The organism is Maribacter thermophilus (assembly GCF_001020565.1).
Lineage (GTDB): Bacteria > Bacteroidota > Bacteroidia > Flavobacteriales > Flavobacteriaceae > Maribacter > Maribacter thermophilus.
Window position 1 is genome coordinate 1929022 of the sequence record NZ_LDAS01000001.1, and the last position, 23658, is coordinate 1952679.

Sequence of the window (23658 nt, forward strand, 5' to 3'; positions counted from 1 at the left end):
CTAATAAATCGAAAAGCAAGCAAAATCTTAAAGCTTGCTTTTTTGATTTTGTGCCTTTTTGATTTTCAGCGCGGAGCGTTAAGGATGTGAAACAATCCTGTCGAAGTCACTACTTATAAAGCAAAAACCCCAGTGCATACTGGGGTTTTTCTTTATATTCATTTTCCTCAATTAAATCATGAGGAGCTTAATAAGCTACCTTTTTATCTATTCATAAAAATCGTTTTTATTTTTTTATTTCCCATTAAAGAAAATCATTACCCCTATTACGATAATAACCACGATTACAGAAATAGCGATATCTACCCAAGAGTAACTACTCTTATTATTTTTCTTTTCTTCTTCCGTGATGGTCCCAAAAGTTAAATTAACGATCTGTTCCCTATCCGGTGCTTTTGTTAAATGACTTACGACTATAATAAATAGGATACAGAACAGGAAGAACCACGCTCCAAAGCTTAAAAAATTCATATCGCCCAATTGATACAGAAAACTATCCGTATCAAAATTACCTTTGGTAAGCTCTAAAGTAATTCTTAAAAACGCTACAACGATACCCATGATCAATGTAGCAAAAGCACCGGTGGCATTAATTCTCTTATAGAAAATACCCAATAAGAAGACTGCCGTAATCGGAGGGGCTATATAAGACTGTACACTTTGCAGGTATTCATAAAGAACCCCAGAAATATTTGCCATGATAGGAATCCAAATAATCCCGATAATCACAACAAAAACCGTCGCTATCTGTCCGGTTCTGACCAATTTTTTCTCGGGGGCATTCGGTTTTAGCTTTTTATAAATATCCACAGTAAACAATGTAGAGCATGAATTAAAGACCGAGGCAAGCGAACTCATCAAGGCCGCCAATAAACCTGCCGCTACCAATCCCCTTAAGCCTGAGGGCAACAAATTGCTCATCAATACAGGAAACGCTTCATCTGCATTTTCCCAATGTAACTCTCCCCTCATTTTCAAGGTAAGAGCGATCACCCCCGGTATCAAGAATAGGAACACAGGCAAAAGTTTAAGCAAGGCCCCAAAAATGGTTCCCCTTCTGCCTTCTTTAATGTTTTGCGCTGTCAATGCCCGTTGTACTATATATTGATCTGTACACCAATACCAAATACCCACAATGGTACTTGTAATCAACAATGAAGGCCATGGAAAATCTGGATCAGTTGCCGGTCTCCACATATTAAAATATTCAGGACCCAAGGTATCTACCATACTGCCCCAACCACCAACTTTATCTAAACCTATAAAAGTTAGCACAGCTGCCCCGATAATCAAAAGAACGGCCTGCAAAGTCTCTGTATACACAACAGCACGCATACCACCCAAAACGGTATACACCCCTGTTAACAATACGGTGGCAATGGCACCCGTCCAAAAATCTATGCCAAGCAATGCGGAGACCACTACGCCACCAGCATAAATGGTTACCGATATTTTAGTAAGCACATAGGCCACAATAGAAAAGATTGAGAGCACCCATCTAGAGCGCGCATCAAACCGCTTCTCTAAAAACTCGGGCATGGTAAACACCCCACTACGGGCATAAAAGGGTAAAAACACCCAGCCCAAGATCAAGACCACCCAAGCCTGTACCTCATAAATTAACAAAGGCAACTTATTACTTGCCCCTGTACCTGCCAAGCCCACAACATGTTCAGAACCAATATTGGACGCGAATATAGAAGCCCCTACTACAAACCATCCCACATTTCTTCCTGCCAGAAAATAGTCTTCTGTATTTGCCTTCTTCTTACGGATAACCCAAATGGCTATACCCACCAGAAGTAGAAAGTATAACGATATACTTACCCAGTCCCATGTATCTAATTGTTTCATAATAATTGGTTATTTGGTTGCTAGTTTAAAGGTTGTTTTAGTCCTATATTTTTTGCCCGGCTCTAGAACTACGGAAGGAAACCCAGGTTGGTTGGGCGAATCCGGATAATGTTGGGTCTCTAAACAAAAGCCACTTCTTTTAGCATAAGTCCCCCCATTTGGAGCGGGTAGTGTTCCATCCAAAAAATTACCCGAATAAAATTGTATTCCCGGTTCTGTCGTTAAAACTTCCAGCGTACGCCCAGTACCTGAATGGTAAGCCTTTGCTACCGAACGATAACCTTTTTCAGCCTCCTTAAGAACCCAACAGTGATCAAAACCTCCGCCCAACTTTATCTGTTCGTCGTTAGCATCAATATCTTTGCCTATCAACTTCGGTTCCCTAAAGTCGAAAGGAGTTCCTTCAACAGAGGCCAAATCTCCCGTAGGAATCAACCCGCCATCGACCGGAACATATGTATCGGCCGCAATTTGCAATTCATGGTCCAAAATTGGTCGCGAAAAATTACCGGAAAGATTAAAATACGAATGCTGGGTAAGGTTTACCACAGTAGTCTTGTCAGTGGTAGCCTCATATAAAACATCTAAACTATTATCCTTGTTCAACGTATAGGTGACAACGGTTGCCAGATTTCCTGGAAAACCTTCTTCCATATCCTTACTTAGGTAACTTAATTTTAAAGAAGCATAGGAATCGGATTCCTCTATACCTTCTACCTGCCATACAACTTTGTCAAAGCCTTTGATTCCACCGTGCAGGCTATTCTCTCCATTATTCTTCGCCAAGGTATATTCGGTACCATTTAAATTGAATTTTCCTTTTGCAATTCGGTTGCCATATCTCCCAACCAAAGCTCCAAAAAATGGATTTTCTTTTTCATACTGCTCCAAATTATCAAAACCTAGAACAACATTTTCAACCTTTCCATTTTTATCGGGAGCCTTTAAAGAAGTGATACGCCCCCCATAAGTAATAACATCCACTGAAATGCCCCCTTCATTGTTTAAAGTAAACAACGCCACCTTTTCGCCTTCTTGTGTGACCCCAAAATCACTTTTTTCAATATTCACAGACTTTGTTTTCGGTACCGACGCTTCGTCACTAGTTTTATTCATGGTCTTCTGTTTACAATTAACGTTAAAAACAAATATACCCAACAGGATAATTGAATTACCCAATTTAAAGAATGGTTTCATAATTAGATGTATTACAAATTATTTTTGAACAAATGATAATATGCCTCATTGGCATTTAACTGATTTTTTAAATCTCTGACAGTTGTATTTTTATCTATCACCACCAACTCAATTCCTGCCATTTCCGCAAAATCTTCGATAAACTCAGTGGTCAAAGCCTGCGTATACACTGTATGATGAGCCCCACCCGCCAAGATCCAAGACGTAGCGGCAATCTCTAAATCGGGTTTGGGGTCCCACAATACCCGTGCAACGGGTAAATTAGGTAATTTACCCATGGGGTTCACTGCTTCTACCTCATTGACCACCAACCTAAAACGATTTCCTAGATCTACCAGAGATACGTTAATGGCCGGACCGGCAGGGGCGTTGAAAACCAAGCGAACCGGGTCCTCTTTCCCTCCAATTCCTAAGGGGTGTACTTCACAAGAAGGTTTTGCATCAGCGATCGAAGGGCATATTTCCAACATATGAGACCCCATTACATACGATTTTTCTGGAGTAAAATGATACGTATAATCCTCCATAAAAGATGTTCCTCCATTAAGATCCCTGGCCATTACTTTCATAGCCCTTAGTAAGGCAGAAGTTTTCCAATCTCCCTCACCTCCAAAACCATAACCGTCCGCCATTAACCTTTGAACAGCAATACCCGGTAATTGTTTCAATTCGCCAAGATTCTCAAAAGTATCCGTAAATGCCTTAAAGCTACCTTGATCCAAGAAAGCCCTTAAACCCAGTTCAATTTTTGCCGCATCTACCAAAGACTGTCTTTTTGCTCCTCCTATTTGTAAATCGTTACTTAATTCATACAAATTGTCATACTCTTCCAACAGAGCATCCACTTCTACTTGTGTTACCTTTTTTATATGATCTACCACATCAGAGGAATCATACCCGTTCACCGAAAAACCAAATCTCAATTGGGCCTCTACCTTGTCGCCATCCGTTACAGCAACCTCTCTCATATTGTCCCCCAACCTTGCTACCTTTAGATGCTGAAATTCATTCCACCCCAAGGCCACACGAGCCCAGTTACCAAGTTTTTTTTGAAGTTTTTCCTCTTTCCAATGCCCAACAATAATTTTCCTGTCCTTGCGCATTCTGGTCATCATATGGCCAAATTCCCTATCACCATGGGCAGACTGGTTTAGATTCATAAAATCCATATCTATAGATTCCCAAGGCACCTCAGCATTAAATTGTGTATGTAGATGACATAGCGGTTTACTCAACAAACTCAACCCTTTTATCCACATTTTTGCAGGCGAGAAAGTATGCATCCAAGCAATTATACCGATACAGTTTTTTGTTGAACTTGCCAAAAGACAGATATCCGTTATTTCAGCAGGAGTTTTAACGGTGGGTTTATAAACAATTTTTATCGGAATATTATTGGAAACATTAAAGCCTTTGACAATTTCTTGTGAATTTTCAGCTACTTGCTTAAGTGTTTCAGGACCATATAAATGCTGGCTACCCGTGACAAACCATACTTCTTTTTCAACCATAGTCGATTTCGTATATTTATTATTGTTCTTGTTGACCGTAATAGGCGTTCTTGCCATGCTTACGCTCATAGTGTTTTTTTATTAATCCTTCTTTTAATCTTGGCGCGTTAGGATTTATCTGAAGTGTTAGGTACGCCATTTGCGCGACGGTCTCCAAAACCTTACTGTTATACACAGCTTTCGCAGCAGTCTTTCCCCAAGTAAAGGGGCCATGGTTGCCCAATAGCACCATTTCTACTTCTTGGGGGGATAATCCTCTTTCCTTGAAACAATCAATAATCTGTATTGCCGTATTATGCTCATAGTTTCCTTCTATAAGACTATCTTTCATTGGTTCGGCACAAGGTATATCTGCCGTTAAATGATCGGCATGTGTTGTCCCAAAAACAGGAATATCTTTCTGTGCTTGCGCCCAGGCCACCGAATAAGTTGCATGTGTATGGGCTATACCTCCAATATGGCCCCAATTTTTATAAAGAAACGCATGAGTTTTAGTATCAGAAGATGGTCTCATCGTACCCTCTACAATAGTATTGTTATAATCCAATACCACAATATCTTCCGGTCTAAGCTTCTCATAGGGCACACCGCTTGGTTTAATTGCAAACACACCACTATTTCTATCTACGGAACTGACATTACCAAAAGTATAAATAACCAAGCCTAGATCGTTAAGCTCAATATTAGCCTCAAAACATTCTTCTTTAAGTTCTTTATATTTTGCCCCCATATTATTTAGTTTTTTTAATTGAACTTTCAACAAAATCGCCCAAATCCGTATATAAGTCCATTAATTGTTGGTATATAGCTATGGTTTCTTTTTGTGGGCGATACTCGGCCTCGAATTCACTTCCCATTTGTGCGCTTGCCTCTACTACATTAGAATAAATACCAGAAGCTACAGCTGCATAGATAGCAGCGCCCAAAGCAGGAGCCTGATCCGAGGCAGCAACTTTTATGGGCATGTTCATAACATTTGCCAAGGTTTGCATAATATAGGGTGATTTTCTAGCTACTCCTCCAATACCGATAACCGTATCTATTTTAACCCCTTCTTCTTGAAAACGGTCCGCTATCTTTTTTGAACCGAAACAAATGGCATTGACCAAGGCTTTGAAAATATGCGGAGCCCTACTACCCAGTGACAAGTTTGAAATTGCACTTTTAAGATTTTGGTCCGCATCCGGGGTTCTTCTACCATTGATCCAGTCCAGTGCTATTGGTATACTCTCCGACAATGGAATAGCCTCGGCCGCAATCGAAAGTTCGGCAATGAATTTGCTTTCGAGTTCATTCTTTAAATTCTCCTTTTGTTGACCGGACAAAATTTCAGAGGTCATCACCAAATTATCTATAGGCCAGGCAAGCAGCTCTTTAAACCAAGCCAGTAAATCGCCAAAAGCGGACTGCCCTGCCTCTAATCCGATCATATCGGGTATAACAGAACCGTTTACCTGACCACAAATACCTTTAATGGTTTTACCATCAACAGCCTTTGCATCTGCCACAATAATATCGCAAGTAGAAGTACCCATGACCCTAACAAGGGCATTTTCAGTTATTCTGGCACCGACCGCCCCTGAATGGGCATCAAACGTACCGACCGCTATAGCCGTATCTGTGGTCAGACCTAATTTATCCGCCCAATCTTTGCTCAAATTACCAGCGACCTCATCTGAGGTATAGGTCTCATCGTACAAATTATCTCTTAAATCCGCTAAATATGGATCCAACAACGCTAAAAATTCTTTAGGAGGCAATCCTCCCCAGCTCTCGTGCCACATTGCTTTATGACCTGCAGCACATCTACTTCTTTTAAAAGACCGTAAGTCTTTATTTTCTATAAGAAGGTAGGTCATTAGATCACAATGCTCCATCCAAGTATATGCTTTGTTCTTCACCTTCACATCTTCTTTGACAACATGGGCTATCTTCGCCCAAAACCATTCAGAAGAATAGATACCACCTACGTATTTTGTAAAGTTCTCTCCCCCCCAACTTTCCGCTAATTGATTGATACGTTCGGCTTCATTAATAGCGGTATGGTCTTTCCAAAGTACCATCATGGCATTCGGATTCTCTTGAAAACCATCCACCAAGGCCAAGGGAGTGCCATCTTTGGTTACCGGTATGGGAGAAGATCCCGTAGTATCTATGCATATGCCCTTAACATCTTTTGAGTCTACCTTACTCTTATCCATGACGGATTTTATAGTAAACTCCAACCCCTCTATATGATCAAGAGGATGTTGTCTAAATTGATTAATGGACGGATCACAGTATTTCTTTTCTTTCCACCTCCTGTACCAATGAACCTCAGAAGCGATTTCTTTACCGTTCTCCGAATCAATTAGTACGGCCCTAACGGAATCTGAACCATAATCCAAGCCAATAACAAACCTTTTCATACTATAATTCAATTTTTACGAAGTAAACACAAGATTATAAAGTGCTAAAAAACTTTATGAACATATATTTGTTTACAAGGCGAGAGGCAATAACAAAACCGCCTACCCAACAACACAGCATCTCCTACTAAAAAATTACACTCCATTGTTTTAAACATGATTTTTATAGTTCATAACTCACCTCTTAATTTCATTTTTATAATTATACTACCTATTCTTCATCAACATAAAACAAAAAGGGACACAACATAAAGTTCTGAAATGCCCCCTATCTAACTAACTCAACAAACTATCTTCCACCCTACTCAACTAACCTAAAAACATCCGAAGAGAAGACTATATCTTTTCTTGTATTGAAGAAGAAATAAAAGTACTTGCGAACATTTTAATACTCTTCAATTTACACTTTACATTTCTCAATACTTCATTTTGAACTCATAAGAAAATACATCAAAACTTATTAAATGTATTTTTTACACATGTAAATAAAGAGAATAATATTTACATAAACAAATTACATTACGTGTATTTTTGACACTAAAAGAAAAAAAACTATATAATCCGTAAAAAACTACATGCTAAAACTCTATTTAGAGTTTATAATACATATACTAAAAGTTGATATGAAACCCAATTACGATGAATTTGAACTATTTCTACTATCGTAGTTAAGTTCTTTTAAAACAAGCCTAACATTTGTATATAAAATATTCATGACAATAGATTAATGATTTACATTAAACCTTACTGCACAGTCAAATAAACTATTAAAACACATACCCATTCATATATTATTGAATTGAATGACGTTTACTATCGAAAATAGCCTCAGGTATCTCAAAAAACAGACTATACACCAAATATGGCTTTGGAATAAGGATCGTATTTTTTCCATTAAACTAAGCAGGTAGTACAACTTTCCATACGATTTTAGCACCAAATCACGACTCCTAACATTTCAAAAGAAAGCATCGATTACTTCCGCTAGTAACGAAATAATTCTTCATAGTACCCAAATGAGGGACATGTAACCTCCTAAAATCAAATCAGCAAAAAAAGAAAAAACTCCTATTACCCAACAATAGCTTATAACTTTTGACCAACCTCATATTCACAATTAAACTTTAATTTTGATATTTTCTCAAAAGTATCTTCTATAATGCCATGTAAATCACTAAAAATAACTCCTTGAGCTATAAAATAAATATAAAAGCGTAATTTTAACACTTATTCTTCGCAAACGCCTTTCCCTTCAAATTAAATTATCGTAGAGCAAGCTTTCATAAATTTATATTTATTGTTAATTTGTCCACATACAAAAAAATAAATGGTTCTTAGCAGTTACAAAAATGAAGACAAGGTCTTACTCGCCTTAGACTGTATAATTTTCGGTTTTGATCAAGAAGAGTTAAAAATATTATTGGTAAAAAGAGACTTTGAACCAGAAAAAGGCAAATGGTCCCTGATAGGTGGTTTTCTTAAAAAAGAAGAAAATTTAGATGAAGCTGCTACTAGGATACTGCGCTATTTGACAGGGCTTAACAATATTTACATGGAGCAACTATATACTTTCTCAAAGGTTGATCGTGACCCTGCGGAAAGAACCATATCGGTCGCTTATTATGCTTTGATAGATATTGCCACCCACGATAAGGCACTCTTAAAACAGAATCCCGTACAGTGGTTCAGTTTAAAGGAAGCGCCAAAATTAATATTTGATCACCACCTTATGGTAGAGAAGGCAATATCTCGTTTAAGAAGAAGGGCACTTACCAAGCCTATAGGTTTTGAGCTATTGCCTCCAAAATTTACCATGCGCCAACTTCAAAAACTATACGAGGCCATTTTGGACAAAAAATTGGATAAACGTAACTTCATCAATAAATTCAATTCTTTGGATATATTGATCAAACTAAATGAAAAAGATATGTCATCTTCCAAAAAAGGTGCTTTTCTATTTAAATTTGATGAAGAAAAATACCGTAGAAAGGTGGAAGACGGTTTTATATTTAAAATTTAACCCTTATCCACTACTATTAGACATGGTTTTAAAGCAGAAATCATCGCACAAACTCTACCCTAACAATATCTATTGTTGACCAATTTTACTTGATTCATAAAATCCTTGACCTTATCAAGAAATATTTCCCCCTATTTATAACTATTTTTAGTTAAAATCATCATAAATATGTTATATAAATAGTACTATAATTGCTTCCAATTAAGAAAGAATTGCGTAATTTGATATTTATGTTAACTTTGAAAAAAAACATTAATGGATTTACTTGAAAAAGCTCAGGAATTTGAAAGTCGAAAAATGAGCAATATGTCCACCAGTGACCGAGTGGAGGCATCCAGGGAAGCAAAAGCTTTAATATTGAGTATCAACGAAGTTTACAAAGAAACAAAAGATGCTAACCTTATGGATGTTATGAAGCGTCTAACAGAGAAAAAGAAAAAAATTGAAAAACGTTTAAACGGTGTTCCACTGGTTTAAACCTTTATCGATTCTTGTTCTTAATTAGTGCTGAAAATTATAGTAGCACATACAATCTATAAAAAAGCAAGGCCCCTTATTTTAAAATAAGGTGCCTTGCTTTTTTACATCGGATAGTTGCCTCAATAGCCTATTGTTCCTTATCCTTTATATTTATCTTTTTACCCATTTTTTTTGCACTGCCTTGTTTAAAAAATTCATCTTTACCCCTACCAAAACCAACTATTGTGCATACCCAAAAATTAGTCAAAAAACTAAATGAACTATTTAGTTTTATCTTTCGAAACTTTTTTATCTTTTTAGTTTTCCTTTGTTTTACGATGGCCTTTATATTTATGTATATACATGTAATATAGAACCATAATCCTACTGGAGTAAAAAATAGTTGTGAACTAGAAAAGAAGTAGTGGTCAACAACAGCCACCTAAACTATCTCGGCACTTAAACCAGCGTTCAACAATGCCGAACAACGTGGTTCCAGATCACTATACTCCCCAGTTTTAACCGTACACTTGCCTTTGTAATGTACTATTAAAGCACATTGCTCGGCCTGCTCTGGGGTATGATCACATATGGCGATCAATGTATCAATGACATGATCAAAGGTATTCACATCATCATTAAACAGTACAATTTCATTTTGTTTTACCGTTTCTTCCTCTAAAAGGAGCTCTTCGGAAATTTTTTCTTTAGTGCCCATCATTTTCTGTTTAATTATCTCTAAATTACATATTTTGCCGCAACCCAATTATTCTTTTCAATATTTTTTTCGAACTTCAAACCTATTTCCGAACACTTATCGGTAATCAATTTTAAATCTTCGGTGTAAAAACCGCTTAACAAAAGAATTCCATTTTCTTTTAAGCAAGCTCTATAGTCGGGTATGTCCGATAGGAGTATATTTCTATTGATGTTCGCAATAATAACATCGTACTTTTTATCCCCTAAAAGACTTGCATCACCTTCATAGACCTGAATAAAACCTACATTGTTTCTCTCAACGTTCTCTTTTGCATTTAAATAGCACCAATTGTCGATATCTATGGCATCTATGGGGTTACCCCCAAGTTTTGCCGATAAAATTGCCAAGACCCCCGTACCGCAACCCATATCAAGAACACTTTTACCTTTCAAATCTAATAACAGCAGGTGTTGTAGCATCATATGCGTGGTTTCATGGTGTCCGGTGCCAAAACTCATTTTAGGCTCTATGACAATATCATACTTCACATCTTTCTTTTCATGAAAGGGTGCTCTGATCATACATATATCCTCTACCAATATGGGTTGAAAATTTTGTTCCCAAGTAGCATTCCAATTCTCTTGCTCTATTTCTTTTACTACAAACTCTATCTTAAAATTCGGGTTTTTGAGTATCTCTAGATTTTGAAGCATTTCTTTCTCCCAATCTTCTTTTTGAATATATGCCAAAATACCTGTTTCTTCCTCAACAAAACTTTCAAAACCAAGTTCTCCCAATTCGGCAATAAGAATATCGGAAGCAGGTTGTAACGGTGCCACTTTAAACCGGTATTCTATATAAATAGTGTTACTCATTTAAAACAATTTAAAAAAGGGTATCGAAGATACCCTTTGTTCATATAATTGAAAAAATAAATTTTCCTTTGTTCTGTACTTATATTGCTTTGATAATATCTATAAAATCGTTCGCCACCAAAGAAGCACCACCAATAAGTCCACCATCTACATCCGGTTTAGAAAAAATCTCGGCTGCATTTCCGGGCTTTACACTACCACCGTATAGTATGGAAACATTATCGGCAACAGATGCATCAAAGGCTTCGGCAATTGTTTTTCTGATAAAGGCATGCATTTCCTGTGCTTGCTCAGGAGAAGCCGTTTCCCCCGTGCCAATGGCCCAAACGGGTTCGTATGCCAAAATAATTTTGCTCCATGCATCCTTATCCAAAGAAAACAGGGCATTCTTTAATTGACTTTCGACTACTTTAAAGTGATTTCCCGATTTACGGTCCTCTAACTCTTCGCCAAAACAGAACATTACCCTAATACCATTTTTTAAGGCTGTTTTTATTTTCTTGGCCAAGATTTCGTCGGTCTCCCCAAAATAAGCTCTTCTTTCCGAATGGCCAATGATACAGGTATCAACACCTATATTCAAAAGCATATCGGCAGAAATTTCACCTGTATAGGCACCACTTTCGGCAAAATGCATATTCTGTGCAATGACCTGAATACTGGAATTTTCAAGATTACGAACCGCTGCAGATAAATTTACAAAAGTGGGTGCCACCATAACCTCTGCTTCAGAATCTGGCAACTTACCTGACAATTCTGTCAATAAAGTTTCCGTTTCCTCCAAATTCTTGTTCATTTTCCAATTTCCTGCAACTATTTTACTTCTCATTATCTTATTGTTTGTTTCTAAATTTAAATTCGTTTTTGCGGTACACTATCAATCGAACACCAACTCGTCCAAATCATTATAATGTACTTTTTGTTTTATAGTACCTTTCTCTAAGACAAGCACCCCTGGGTTAGATCTCACGATTGTTTTTAAAGTTGTCTCATCCGTAAAATAGAACTCAAAATTCAAGTCATATTTTTTAACCAATTCATTAGTTTGGTCAGAAGAAGAGGCAGACATTCCTATTACTTTATATCCTTTATTGGATGCTTGATCGGAAACCTTCTTTATTTGACTGAACATATCTAGGTTAGCCTTGCGCAGATCATATGCGATTACCATTACCAATTTGGGTTCTTGCAATAAACCAGCGGCAAAATCCTCTCCATTTTGCTCTATGGTAAAATCATGTACGGGAGGTTCGTACCCCTTCTGGATCTCTTCGGTCTCTACACCAATAAATTCTCCATCTACCGTTGGATAATCTCCGTTGGTAACTATTACCTCTTCTGTACCGTTCACATTAAACTTCCATGCATATTCGTATACAGGCTTTGGGGCTCCTTCCGGTATACCCATGCCTTCCTCTATATTTTTCCCGATTTCATATGGTCTAAAATCTATTACCGGTAAATGATTTAATACATAATAGGCATATACAACACAGGCGACTAACGAAAGTGCTACGATCACCTTTGTGGTAAATGGCCTGAACAAGGGTTTTATATATTTTCCACCAAAGAACAATAGTAATATAAGCACCAACAAAACCACATCTTTAGTAAAAGACTCCCATGGTGTTAATTTGATGGCATCACCAAAGCACCCACAATCCGTCACTTTATTGAAGTACGCGGAGTAAAAAGTTAAAAAGGTAAAGAAAACGATCATGCCCAGAAGGCTCCACAGTGTAAATTTTGGTTTATAACCTACAATCAACAATACCCCCAACAGCACTTCTAGAATAACCACAAAAATAGAAATCGCCAAAGCGTAAGGCTCAAAAAAGGGAAGATTCAACACCCCTTGACTAAAGTATTCTTCCAGTTTAAATGAAAACCCGACAGGATCGTTCAGTTTAATATAACCACTGATAATAAATAATACACCTACAAAAATTCTGACTACACCTAATATATACTTCATAAAAGCTTATGATTTTATTCCTAAATTTAAATGTATCAAGGCAAAAACAGCGTAATTTATCATATCCTGATAATTTGCATCTATGCCTTCGCTTACCAATGTTTTTCCTTTATTGTCCTCTATTTGTTTGACCCTTAACAGCTTCTGAAGTATCAAATCGGTCAGGGAACTTACCCGCATATCTCTCCACGCCTCACCGTAATCATGATTCTTGTTCAGCATTAATTCCTTTGTAACAGCAATGTGCTTTTTATATAGTTCAATCGCCTCTTCAGGGCTAAGATCGGGTTGGTCGGCCACTCCTAGTTCTAACTGGATCAAAGCCATTACCGAGTAATTGACAATACCTATAAATTCGGATATCTCCCCTTCATCTACCTTTCTTACCTCATTTTCTTGAAGACTGCGTATTCTTTGAGCCTTTATAAATATTTGATCCGTGAGAGAAGGTAACCTTAAAATGCGCCATGCACAACCATAATCTCGCATCTTTTTCTCATATAACTCTCGGCAGACTTTTATTACAGCATCATACTGCTCTCCGGTTTTTTGCATGTGATTCTTTCTAATTTGTGTAAATTTCGCTTAAAATTTTGTAACCATCAAAGTTGACGCTTTAAACTTAAAAGTAATAATCTATTAAGCAACATAGAACAGATGACCATTAATTGCAAGGGAAAACTTATAGATTTGAACAGCCCCAAAGTTATGGGCATAGTAAACATCACCCCAGATTCTTTCTACGATGGTGGCAAACACAAAGATGATGCTAGCATTTTAAGGCAGGTAGAGAATATGCTCGTGAACGGAGCAACATTTATAGATATAGGGGCATACAGTAGCAGACCTGGCGCCACAGAAGTTTCTACCTCCGAAGAACTAAAAAGATTACTGCCGGTCTTACATTTAATTTTAAAAGAATTTCCTGATATTTTATTATCCATAGACACTTTTAAAGGCAAAGTTGCCGAAGAAGCGATACAAGTGGGAGCAGCTATCATCAATGATATTTCTTCTGGTCTTTTGGACGAAGGTATGTTGACCGTAATTGCCAAATACAATGTTCCGTACATAATGATGCACATGCGCGGAACCCCAAAAACAATGCAGCAATATACCGATTATGAAAATCTGATCACCGATATGCTCTTTTTCTTTTCACAACAAACAAACAAAGCCACATCACTGGGCATAAAAGATATTATAGTAGATCCCGGTTTTGGATTTTCTAAAACATTACAACAAAACTATGAGCTCTTAAACAAATTAAATCTTTTAAAAATTACCGACAAACCTATATTGGTCGGTATTAGCAGAAAGTCGATGATTTACAAATTATTGGGTACAGACCCCCAAAACGCGCTAAACGGTACTACGGCACTAAATATGCTGGCCTTGGAAAAAGGTGCCAATATTCTGCGTGTTCACGATGTTAAGGAAGCTATGGAATGCGTAAAAATTTATGATCAATTAACCGCTTAATATGTAAGTGGTTTTTTGTGTGTCTATTTTTGTTAATTTTACACAAACGGCTTTACTTGGATTTTTTGAATTTTATCGACTTTAAGATTACCGATATACTTGATATCGTTTTAGTGGCCGTACTTCTCTACTACGTGTACAAGTTGGTACGTGGTTCGGTCGCTATCAATATTTTTATAGGAATTGTCATCGTCTGGGCCTTCTGGAAGCTTACAGAACTTTTGGGCATGGAGATGATAAGCAGTATCGTTGGTGCCTTTATGCAAGTTGGCCTTATTGCACTGATCATTGTTTTTCAACAAGAAATCAGAAAATTCCTTTTAATGATCGGATCCACCAATTTTGCCAATAAAAGAAACTTTATAAAACACTTCAAATTTTTAAAACCAGAAGGTGAAACCACCAATACCGATGTTGATGCCATTCTAAGAGCTTGTGAAAAAATGGCCTCTTCCAAAACAGGTGCCCTTTTGGTAATAGAAAGAGGTAATTCATTGGATTTCGTAAAAAATACGGGAGATCACATGAATATTGAAATTTCACAACCAATTATCGAGAGTATCTTCTACAAAAACAGCCCCTTACATGACGGCGCAGCCGTTATAGTCGACAATTTTATCGTAGCCACACGGGTCATCTTACCTGTATCCAACGAACGTAACATTCCTTTAAGGTTTGGGTTAAGACATAGGGCCGCCATTGGTATTTCTGAAAAAACAGATGCCCTATGTTTGGTGGTAAGTGAAGAAACAGGTTTAATTTCCTATATTAAACACGGAGAGTTTATAAAATACAATTCTTTAAACGAATTGGCTGCCATGATAAAAAAGGATTTGACCTAATGGAATGTAAGAATTGTAACGATAACTTACGAACAGATTATTCTTACTGTCCCAATTGCGGTGCTAAAGTAATACGCAACCGACTTACCGTAAAAAGTTTATGGGGAGATATCATAGAACGCTATTTTAATCTTGATAATACTTTTCTAAAAACATTTATACACCTATTTACAAAGCCAGAAGTGGTAACGGAAGGCTACATAAAAGGGATTCGCAGAAAATACCTTAACCCAATAAGTTATTTAGGTATATCTATAACACTTTCCGGTTTTTTGGTATTTCTGATAAAAAAAGTTGGACTAAACATTAATGTTGATTTTTGGGGTATGGGCACTACCAGCATAGCCCAAGAAAAATTAATGGACACCATATACGACTATCAAGCTCTTCTGTTTATACTATACATACCAATGATGTCAATGGCCGGATGGTTATGCTTTAGGGAAAAGAAGTATAATTTTTCTGAAAGGTCCATCATATTTATTTATTCATTGGCGCATTATTCCCTCTCAATTTTCATTCCTTCTTGTATCATAATTTTGTTCAACCCTGAAGCGTATGGTATTTTTGGTCTGACCGCCCTGTTGTTCATGTATTTGTACACGGCATTTGTTATAAAAAGAGTGTCAAAGGAAAAAGGGATAGAGCTTTGGTCCAAAGTATTTATTTTTTGGACACTTTTTACCATTATGTACTTTAGCCTATCAATAGTAATACCCATTATTATGTTGATTCTTGGAACGATCAACCTTGAAGATTTTAGGCCTAGGAAAATCTAAGAACCGTTAAGCGACCTCTTCTGCCAAAAATTGGGCTTCGTACAAACCGCGATAGTAGCCATCTTTTTTCAGAAGCTCTTGGTGCGTACCAATCTCCACTATTTTACCGGCATCCATCACTATAATCTTATCCGCCTTCTTAATGGTAGCCAACCTATGTGCAATGACTATTGATGTTCTACCTTCCGTAATTTTTTCGGTAGCCCTCTGTATCAATTGTTCAGAATAGGTGTCTATAGACGAGGTAGCTTCGTCCAACACCAAAATACTGGGCTTACTCACGTAGGCACGTAAAAATGCGATCAGCTGCCTTTGCCCACTAGACAACATAGTACCACGTTCTTTTACGTTATAATCGTAACCATCGGGTAAACTGGCGATAAACTCGTCTACGCCAATAGCTTTGGCCGCTCGTTCTATATCTAAGACGGATACGGACGGATTTTTCAGTGAGATATTATTGGCAATAGTGTCCGCAAAAAGAAAAACATCTTGCAACACTACTGCTATGTGAGCCCTTAAAGAAGCCAACTTATAGTCTTTTATATCAATACCATCTACCAATATGGTACCTGAATTAATTTCATAAAATCTGTTCAACAAGTTTATTATTGTGGATTTACCGGCTCCGGTAGCCCCTACTATTGCCACTGTTTCCCCAGCGTTTACACTAAACGAGATCCCGTGCAACACTTCTTCGTCCTCTAAATAACCAAACCGAACATCTTTAAATTCAATACTTCCCTTTACTTCTTCTTTCTCCACAGTACCCAAATCATCAATAGAACTGTCCGTATCCAAAATTTTAAAAACCCTATTGGCCGCCACCATACCCATTTGCAAGGTGTTAAATTTATCGGCAATTTGTCGCAAAGGCCTAAACAACAGATCTATCAACATTATAAAAGCAAAAACAGTACCCGCAACATCATCAGAAATATTGGCAACGTTTTCCAATCCGCCGTACCATACGACCAAACCAACCGTAATCGAAGAAACGATTTCGGCTATTGGAAAGAAAATAGAGTTGTACCAAACCGTTTTTAACCAAGCATTTTGGTGCTTTTCATTAATTTTTCTAAACTTTTCACTTTCTATTTTTTCACGGGTAAAGAGCTGTACTATCTTCATTCCCGTAATTCGTTCCTGTACAAATGAATTTAAGTTAGATACCTCTGCCCTTACCTCTGTAAAAGCGACTTTCATTGCCTTTTGAAACAATCTGGTGGCGTAAAGAATAATTGGTAAGACAGCAAAAACAATCAAGGCCAATTTCCAGTTTATGTACACCATGACACCTGCAGCCACCAACATTTTCAATAAATCGGCCACTATCACAAAAAAACCTTGACTGAATATCTCACCAATACGCTGCATATCTGCCACGGCCCTGGTAACCAATACACCCAAAGAAGAGTTATCAAAGTATTTCATTCGAAACCCTAGCATCTTCTTAAACAGGTTTATCCTTACATCCCTAATAACCGATTCACCCAACCAGTTTGCATAATAATTAAAACATAACTGACTTATAACTTGGCCTATTAACACAACCAGCATGGCAATGGTAAGGTATAACAACTTCTCACCATTACCGCCCTTAATGGCCTCATCAACTATTTTCTTTAAAATCACAGGGGTCAACACGGCAAAAGCAGATAGTAAAATAGCTGCTAGAGCCACCCCGTAAAAGGTAAGTCGATAAGGGCGTGTATGCGCCATTAAACGCTTAAAAAGACGCGTATCAAAAGCTTTACCTGAGTTACTGTTCATTATTAAAAATCGTATTGGGATACTTTACAGACGTCAAATATAATCCTTTTGCAGGGACAGAAACTCCGGCTTTGGAGCGATCTTTACTTTTTAAGATGGACTTAACATAGTCTGCAGGATATTTACCAGTTCCTACATCCAAGAGTGTTCCGACCACGGCCCTTACCATATTTCTTAAAAATCGATCTGCGGTAATCCTGAAAACAACGATTCCCTCTTCCCTTGTCCAAATAGCCGTCTTAACATCACAGAAATATGTTCTTACATCTGTTTTAGATTTAGAAAAACACTCAAAATCCTGTCTCCCAAAAAGCAATTCGGCAGCACTGTTCATTTGGTCCAAATCTAAAGGAAACCTTATGTAATGTGCACTATCCTTATAAAAAGGGTCTTTTCTGGGACTGATCAAATATTCGTATGACCTTTCTTCGGCATCAAACCTGGCATGGGCTTTTGAACGTACAGGAAAAATATCCGACACGGCAATATCATCAGGCAAAAAAGCATTGGCCCTATAAATTAAGTTGGGTATATCGGTAATTTGGTCAATGTCAAAATGCGCATACATTTCTTTGGCATGTACCCCGGTATCTGTACGGCCCGCACCTACCAAATCTATTTTTTGCCTCAACAATTTGGTAAAAACGCCCTCTAGAACTTCTTGTACCGTTAACGCATTTGGCTGCTTTTGCCACCCATGATAGCATTTACCGAAGTATGAAAATTGAATAAAATATCTCAAAAGGATACATTAGTTTTGTGGATCACAAAGATATTAAAAGCAAAATTAGGAGCGCATTTTCCTAATTGATCACATTTGCCATATGACAAAAATACTGCTCCTATCGGACACACACTCATATATTGACGATGCTATTTTAAAATACGCAAAACAGGCCGATGAAATATGGCATGCAGGTGATATTGGATCCCTCGAGGTTACGGACACATTGTCGGCCTTAAAACCGTTAAGGGCCGTGTACGGCAACATAGACAACCATATTATTAAAAAAGAATTTCCTTTGAACAATAGGTTTATGTGTGAAGATGTTGATGTCTGGATTACCCATATAGGGGGCTACCCGCCAAAGTACAACAGCACAACCAGACCAGAAATTCAAAAGAACCCACCGAAGCTATTTATTTGCGGACACTCGCATATACTCAAGGTTATGTGGGACAAGAAACTAGGTGTTCTACACATGAATCCTGGTGCCTGCGGAAAACACGGATTTCACCAGATAAGGACCATGTTACGATTTGTAATCGATGGGGCAGAAATAAAGAACTTGGAAGTGATCGAACTAGGAAAACGCTAAAAACAAAAAAAACCCGGAAACTACCCCGGGTTTTACGCACTAATACTACTAAGATGTTAGGTTTAACGTAAACGGTCAACAGATTTTACAAGATCTTCATCCTTCTTTATTGCCCTATTGGCAAGGGTTAAAAAAACGATAGAAAATACAGGAATCAACATCCCAATACCCTTCTCAGAAACCGAGGTTTCTCCGGATAAATTTAGCGACCGATAAACGAAAAGTCCTAATAAAAAAAGGTTCAATATTATATTCAACCGGTTTATCACAAACTGGTTTTTTCTCTTCTTATATAAAAATACCGTCCATAATGCCAACGCTCCAATCACATAAAATATTATGGACACCAATACTTCATTCTTTGCATAAATCTCCTCTCCCCTTGCGTCTGACCATAGATTCACAAAGAACGGCAAGATACCCGATATAAGGGCTACCAATACTAAATATACGGTCTGTATTCTTTGAATCATACTCTTTTTATGCTCTGTTAGGCAAAAATACAGGTCTTTTTAAAATTTATCCACCTATTTTTGAAAATAATTTGTATTATTGTGTCGTTGTAATGACGAACACTTACCATAAGGAAAATCTTTCCTTACTGAATATCCATTAATTTAGATTACTTCTTATCATTTCTAAAATACATATAACTTATTTACATATTTAATGTTTGAGATTTCAGATTTAAAATCAAAAAAGCTTCCTGAACTTCAGGAAATAGCAAAAGAACTTAATGTTCCCAAATTCAAGAGTCTAAAAAAATTAGATTTGGTGTACCAAATTTTAGACCTACAGGCCGCAAATCCGAAGGCTACGGAAACGGTTGTATCAGCAGCGGAAACCGAAAGCACTGCCAAGCCGAAACCAAAAGCCCGAACAAAACGAAAGGTCGTTAAAAAAGAGGACGAAGCGGAGAAAAGTGTAAAAAAAGCAGAACCTGCCAGCTCAGAAGAACCTAAGGCCGAAACTAGCGAACCTAGAAAACCTCGTCCTAGACCAAGAGCCAACGACAACGACAACAGCAAAAGAGACCACCCAAAAAGTTCTCCACAAAATAAAAACCAGAACCAAAACCAGAACAACAGAAAACAAAACCACTCCCGTAACAACAATTACGACAAAAGTAATTTTGACAAGGATTTAAAAAACAGGTATAAAGAACCTGAATACGAATTCGACAGTATTATTGCAAGTGAAGGTGTTTTGGATATTATGCAAGACGGTTATGGTTTCTTGCGTTCATCGGATTACAACTATTTATCATCACCCGATGACATTTACGTATCACAATCACAGATTAGATTGTTTGGACTTAAAACAGGGGATACCGTTTTAGGAAATGTAAGACCCCCAAAAGAAGGAGAAAAGTATTTCCCTTTGATCAAGGTCAACAAAATTAACGGAATAGACCCTCAAGTAGTTAGGGACAGAGTCTCATTTGAGCACCTTACCCCTCTTTTTCCAAAAGAAAAATTCAACCTTGCAGAAAGACAGAGCACTATATCCACAAGAATTATAGACTTGTTTTCCCCTATTGGCAAAGGCCAAAGAGGTATGATCGTTTCTCAGCCCAAGACCGGTAAAACAATGCTTTTAAAAGACATTGCCAACGGAATTGCCGCCAACCACCCAGAAGTTTATCAGATTATATTACTGATAGATGAAAGACCAGAGGAGGTAACCGACATGCAGCGCAATGTTCGAGGAGAAGTAGTTGCTTCCACTTTCGACAAAGAAGCTACAGAGCACGTAAGGGTTGCCAACATAGTTTTGGAAAAAGCCAAAAGATTGGTAGAATGCGGCCATGATGTAGTCATATTACTAGATTCCATTACAAGGTTGGCCAGAGCATACAATACCGTACAACCAGCCTCTGGCAAGGTTCTAAGTGGTGGTGTTGATGCCAACGCGCTTCACAAACCCAAGAGGTTCTTTGGTGCTGCCCGTAATATCGAGAACGGTGGTTCCCTATCGATTATCGCCACTGCACTTACAGAAACAGGCTCTAAAATGGACGAGGTAATCTTTGAAGAATTTAAAGGTACCGGTAATATGGAGCTTCAATTAGACCGTAAAATTGCCAACAGAAGAATATTCCCGGCAATAGACCTTACTTCTTCCAGTACAAGACGTGACGATCTGTTATTGGACGAAAGTACATTACAACGTATGTGGATCATGCGCAAGTATCTTGCGGACATGAACCCTGTGGAAGCCATGGAATTTATAGAGCAACGCTTTAAACAAACAAAAAACAACGAAGAGTTCTTAATGACCATGAACCAATAAACAATATTTATTTATTAAAAAAAAGTCCCGATTCTTTATAGAATCGGGATTTTTTTTGCCCTCCCATAACTTTTTGACATTCAGAAAACTGTTTCAAAACACTGCCTTTTATTTAATATCTTTATAACATCAAAGATTCTTCCCCAACTCTTTGATACTATTTTCTTTAACAACCAATCAAAAAAAACAAAGAAAAATGAAAAAATCATTATCTACTTTGACCACAGCGACAAGCATCAGCCTAGTCGTCCTACTTCTTACAAGCTGTAACCAACCTCAAAAAAAAGAGCACAATGACGATTCCCCTGCTCCACCCGAAGTTGAAGCGCCTAGCAATATTATCTCGCTAAAGGAAGCAAACGTTATTTACGAAAACTACTCCAAACACAGGGCCGTCCCTATAGCAGAATACGAAACTAAAGAAAGAGCACCAGAAAAAGAATTTGAACCATCGCGTTATGTGGATTTTGACTATGAGACGATTAAACAATATATCGATTACGTAGAACAAGAAGCTAAAAAGGCAGGAGTGAAAGAAATTACCAAATTACGACTGTATTACGCCAATTACCCTGATCAAGAAAAATTTCCGAACGGCAAAAAGGTAATCCACCAAAGACAAAATTCGATCTTCATAGTTCCTACCTTGGAAATGCAAGGAACCAATTATGGATTTTATATTGGAAACAATGGCAAAGCAGCATTAATAAAAGACTGGAAAGACGATTCCGAAGAAGGGTTGGGAACCTCGTACAACAAAGATCAAAAAGCCTATGCGGGTTTTTCTTTAAATTCAAATCTACAAACCTCTAAAAGTCTAGCCCTTAATTTTGGTCAGAGTGGTCCGCCTCCAAAAACAGACTTTTAATTACCTACAATATGGTTTCATGGACTTTTATAAAGGAGAACTACTTCATGATCGGGTATGCGATAACTTTATTGATATCGCTTGCCACATACAGAAAATATTATGACACGGCCCTGAAGTACTTTCCTATAATCATCACATATACCTTTTTTAATGAAGTCTTAGGATTTCTGGTCAGAAACTATGACGATATTTCTTTCTTTAAAAATTTAAAATACAGCAATGTAAACGAAGTTATCTACAACATATACGCCATAATATTTTTTGGTTTTTTCTTTCAGGTGTATTGGTTTATCATCGATAACAAAAAGTACAAAAAATGGATAGTTACCGGAGCCGTAATTGCCTTTTTGGCATACGCGATAAGCCTATTGTATCAAAACCCTATAGAAACCAACCTTTTTTACGCTATAGCACTCAGTGCCTGGGTTTTGGTTTTATGCACCGTATTATACTTTAAAAATATGCTTCGACAGGGCCATAAGTTTTACCAAGCATACAACCTAATGTTCTGGGTCAGCATTGCCCTCTTTATTTTTCATCTAGTATTTCCAGTACTTTTTGTAATCGGTTACACCAATTATGATATATGGGCCAAATATGAATTAAAATCAGTGTTAAAAGTGTTTATCGTAATTATGTACACCCTGTTCATAATCGGGTTTTTAAAAGGAAGAAGAATGGCATTTAGATAAGAATTCTAATAACCATATTAATAAGAAAAGAGAAGCAATAAAAAAAGCCTTCCTAAAAAAGGAAGGCTTTTTTTATTTTACAACACCCAGCTACTACAACGAAGCTACGTGTTTAGTAAGCTTACTTTTTAAGTTAGCAGCTTTGTTGTTATGAATAATGTTTCTTTTAGCCAAACGATCGATCATACTAACAACACTTGGCAAAAGAGCCTCTGCATCTTTCTTGTTCTCCTCTGCGCGCAACTTTTTAATAGCGTTACGTGTAGTTTTGTGCTGATATCTGTTACGTAAACGTACCGCTTCGTTTCTTCTAATTCTTTTTAATGCCGACTTGTGATTTGCCATCTTTTAACTTATTATATTTTTATGGGGCCCTATTAACCCATTTACTCAAGTAGCCCGTAGGGGAATCGAACCCCTGTTACCAGGATGAAAACCTGGCGTCCTAACCCCTAGACGAACGGGCCATTAAACCAATTCGGAATACTATATTCCTTATTCCAGTAGCCCGTAGGGGAATCGAACCCCTGTTACCAGGATGAAAACCTGGCGTCCTAACCCCTAGACGAACGGGCCATTACTTTACGTAATTGCGGATGCAAAAATACA

The 23658-nt window shown here is 37.5% G+C and carries 23 protein-coding genes and 2 tRNA genes; 9 read left to right on the top strand and 16 right to left on the bottom strand.

Features of this window, described 5'->3' with window-relative positions; translation table 11 throughout:
- Positions 1-234: 234 nt before the first annotated feature.
- The 5 genes from AB657_RS08335 to AB657_RS08355 form a co-directional block, all read right to left on the bottom strand.
- The gene (locus AB657_RS08335; RefSeq protein WP_047246073.1) at positions 235-1854 is read right to left on the bottom strand and encodes a sodium:solute symporter; all 1620 of its coding nucleotides are present in this window, start codon (positions 1852-1854) and stop codon (positions 235-237) included.
- 9 nt (positions 1855-1863) lie between these two features.
- Positions 1864-2970, bottom strand: a complete 1107-nt coding sequence (locus AB657_RS08340; protein ID WP_232304864.1) for an aldose epimerase family protein — start codon at positions 2968-2970, stop codon at positions 1864-1866.
- Between the two features lie 92 nt (positions 2971-3062).
- Positions 3063-4562, bottom strand: a complete 1500-nt coding sequence (araA, locus tag AB657_RS08345) for an L-arabinose isomerase (protein WP_047247885.1) — start codon at positions 4560-4562, stop codon at positions 3063-3065.
- A gap of 19 nt (positions 4563-4581) precedes the next feature.
- Positions 4582-5292, bottom strand: a complete 711-nt coding sequence (locus tag AB657_RS08350; protein WP_047247886.1) for an L-ribulose-5-phosphate 4-epimerase — start codon at positions 5290-5292, stop codon at positions 4582-4584.
- A gap of 1 nt (position 5293) precedes the next feature.
- A complete protein-coding gene (locus tag AB657_RS08355) occupies positions 5294-6970 on the bottom strand; it encodes a ribulokinase (RefSeq protein WP_047246075.1) in 1677 nt (558 codons plus the stop codon).
- 1327 nt (positions 6971-8297) lie between these two features.
- Between AB657_RS08355 and AB657_RS08360 the strand changes: the two genes are divergently transcribed.
- On the top strand, positions 8298-8990 hold the full coding sequence (locus tag AB657_RS08360; protein ID WP_047246076.1) for an NUDIX hydrolase: 693 nt from the start codon (positions 8298-8300) through the stop codon (positions 8988-8990).
- A gap of 255 nt (positions 8991-9245) precedes the next feature.
- Positions 9246-9467 carry a hypothetical protein gene (locus AB657_RS08365; RefSeq protein WP_047246077.1) on the top strand — a complete coding sequence of 74 codons (222 nt, stop codon included), beginning with the start codon at positions 9246-9248 and terminating at the stop codon, positions 9465-9467.
- Positions 9468-9891: 424 nt separating this feature from the next.
- Here the strand turns inward: AB657_RS08365 and AB657_RS08375 are convergent, their stop codons facing one another.
- The 5 genes from AB657_RS08375 to AB657_RS08395 all read right to left on the bottom strand — a co-directional run bounded on the left by AB657_RS08375 (position 9892) and on the right by AB657_RS08395 (position 13554).
- Positions 9892-10167, bottom strand: coding sequence for an ATP-dependent Clp protease adaptor ClpS (locus tag AB657_RS08375; protein WP_047247887.1), 276 nt, complete (start codon positions 10165-10167; stop codon positions 9892-9894).
- Positions 10168-10187: 20 nt separating this feature from the next.
- Entirely contained in the window at positions 10188-11024 is an 837-nt protein-coding gene (prmA, locus tag AB657_RS08380) for a 50S ribosomal protein L11 methyltransferase (RefSeq protein WP_047246079.1), read from the bottom strand.
- Positions 11025-11103: 79 nt separating this feature from the next.
- A complete protein-coding gene (gene tpiA, locus AB657_RS08385; RefSeq protein WP_047246080.1) occupies positions 11104-11853 on the bottom strand; it encodes a triose-phosphate isomerase in 750 nt (249 codons plus the stop codon).
- Between the two features lie 48 nt (positions 11854-11901).
- The gene (locus AB657_RS08390; RefSeq protein ID WP_047246081.1) at positions 11902-12999 is read right to left on the bottom strand and encodes a BT_3928 family protein; all 1098 of its coding nucleotides are present in this window, start codon (positions 12997-12999) and stop codon (positions 11902-11904) included.
- A 6-nt stretch (positions 13000-13005) separates the two neighbouring features.
- The gene (locus tag AB657_RS08395) at positions 13006-13554 is read right to left on the bottom strand and encodes a DUF1599 domain-containing protein (RefSeq protein ID WP_047246082.1); all 549 of its coding nucleotides are present in this window, start codon (positions 13552-13554) and stop codon (positions 13006-13008) included.
- Between the two features lie 102 nt (positions 13555-13656).
- On the opposite strand from AB657_RS08395, the gene folP reads away from it, so the two are divergent.
- The 3 genes from folP to AB657_RS08410 are packed head-to-tail and all read left to right on the top strand — an operon-like array spanning position 13657 to position 16102.
- Complete coding sequence (folP, locus tag AB657_RS08400) at positions 13657-14481, top strand: dihydropteroate synthase (RefSeq protein ID WP_047246083.1); 825 nt, start codon at positions 13657-13659, stop codon at positions 14479-14481.
- A 56-nt stretch (positions 14482-14537) separates the two neighbouring features.
- Complete coding sequence (gene cdaA, locus AB657_RS08405; RefSeq protein WP_047246084.1) at positions 14538-15323, top strand: diadenylate cyclase CdaA; 786 nt, start codon at positions 14538-14540, stop codon at positions 15321-15323.
- On the top strand, positions 15323-16102 hold the full coding sequence (locus AB657_RS08410) for a DUF3667 domain-containing protein (protein ID WP_047246085.1): 780 nt from the start codon (positions 15323-15325) through the stop codon (positions 16100-16102). Before cdaA ends, AB657_RS08410 begins: the two co-directional genes overlap by 1 nt.
- Positions 16103-16108: 6 nt before the next feature.
- Here AB657_RS08410 and AB657_RS08415 read toward each other — a convergent pair whose 3' ends face one another.
- Both AB657_RS08415 and truA read right to left on the bottom strand, forming a co-directional pair.
- Entirely contained in the window at positions 16109-17875 is a 1767-nt protein-coding gene (locus AB657_RS08415) for an ABC transporter ATP-binding protein (protein ID WP_047246086.1), read from the bottom strand.
- Positions 17865-18617: a tRNA pseudouridine(38-40) synthase TruA gene (truA, locus tag AB657_RS08420; RefSeq protein WP_047246087.1), complete on the bottom strand. Its 753-nt coding sequence runs from the start codon at positions 18615-18617 to the stop codon at positions 17865-17867. The genes AB657_RS08415 and truA overlap by 11 nt, the downstream gene beginning before the upstream one ends.
- A gap of 82 nt (positions 18618-18699) precedes the next feature.
- Between truA and AB657_RS08425 the strand changes: the two genes are divergently transcribed.
- On the top strand, positions 18700-19194 hold the full coding sequence (locus AB657_RS08425; RefSeq protein ID WP_047246088.1) for a metallophosphoesterase family protein: 495 nt from the start codon (positions 18700-18702) through the stop codon (positions 19192-19194).
- Positions 19195-19256: 62 nt separating this feature from the next.
- Here AB657_RS08425 and AB657_RS08430 read toward each other — a convergent pair whose 3' ends face one another.
- Entirely contained in the window at positions 19257-19667 is a 411-nt protein-coding gene (locus AB657_RS08430) for a DUF4293 domain-containing protein (protein ID WP_047246089.1), read from the bottom strand.
- A gap of 196 nt (positions 19668-19863) precedes the next feature.
- Here AB657_RS08430 and rho point away from each other — a divergent pair, with 196 nt between their 5' ends.
- The 3 genes from rho to AB657_RS08445 all read left to right on the top strand — a co-directional run bounded on the left by rho (position 19864) and on the right by AB657_RS08445 (position 23049).
- Positions 19864-21486: a transcription termination factor Rho gene (gene rho / locus AB657_RS08435; RefSeq protein WP_047246090.1), complete on the top strand. Its 1623-nt coding sequence runs from the start codon at positions 19864-19866 to the stop codon at positions 21484-21486.
- A 196-nt stretch (positions 21487-21682) separates the two neighbouring features.
- Positions 21683-22354 (top strand): hypothetical protein, encoded by a 672-nt coding sequence (locus AB657_RS08440; protein ID WP_157491630.1) that lies wholly within the window; start codon positions 21683-21685, stop codon positions 22352-22354.
- A gap of 11 nt (positions 22355-22365) precedes the next feature.
- Positions 22366-23049: a hypothetical protein gene (locus AB657_RS08445; RefSeq protein ID WP_157491632.1), complete on the top strand. Its 684-nt coding sequence runs from the start codon at positions 22366-22368 to the stop codon at positions 23047-23049.
- 93 nt (positions 23050-23142) lie between these two features.
- Here AB657_RS08445 and rpsT read toward each other — a convergent pair whose 3' ends face one another.
- The 3 genes from rpsT to AB657_RS08460 form a co-directional block, all read right to left on the bottom strand.
- Complete coding sequence (gene rpsT / locus AB657_RS08450; protein ID WP_047246093.1) at positions 23143-23394, bottom strand: 30S ribosomal protein S20; 252 nt, start codon at positions 23392-23394, stop codon at positions 23143-23145.
- Between the two features lie 50 nt (positions 23395-23444).
- A tRNA-Glu gene (locus AB657_RS08455) sits at positions 23445-23516 on the bottom strand.
- A 37-nt stretch (positions 23517-23553) separates the two neighbouring features.
- Positions 23554-23625: transfer RNA gene (locus AB657_RS08460), tRNA-Glu, on the bottom strand.
- Positions 23626-23658: the final 33 nt, after the last annotated feature.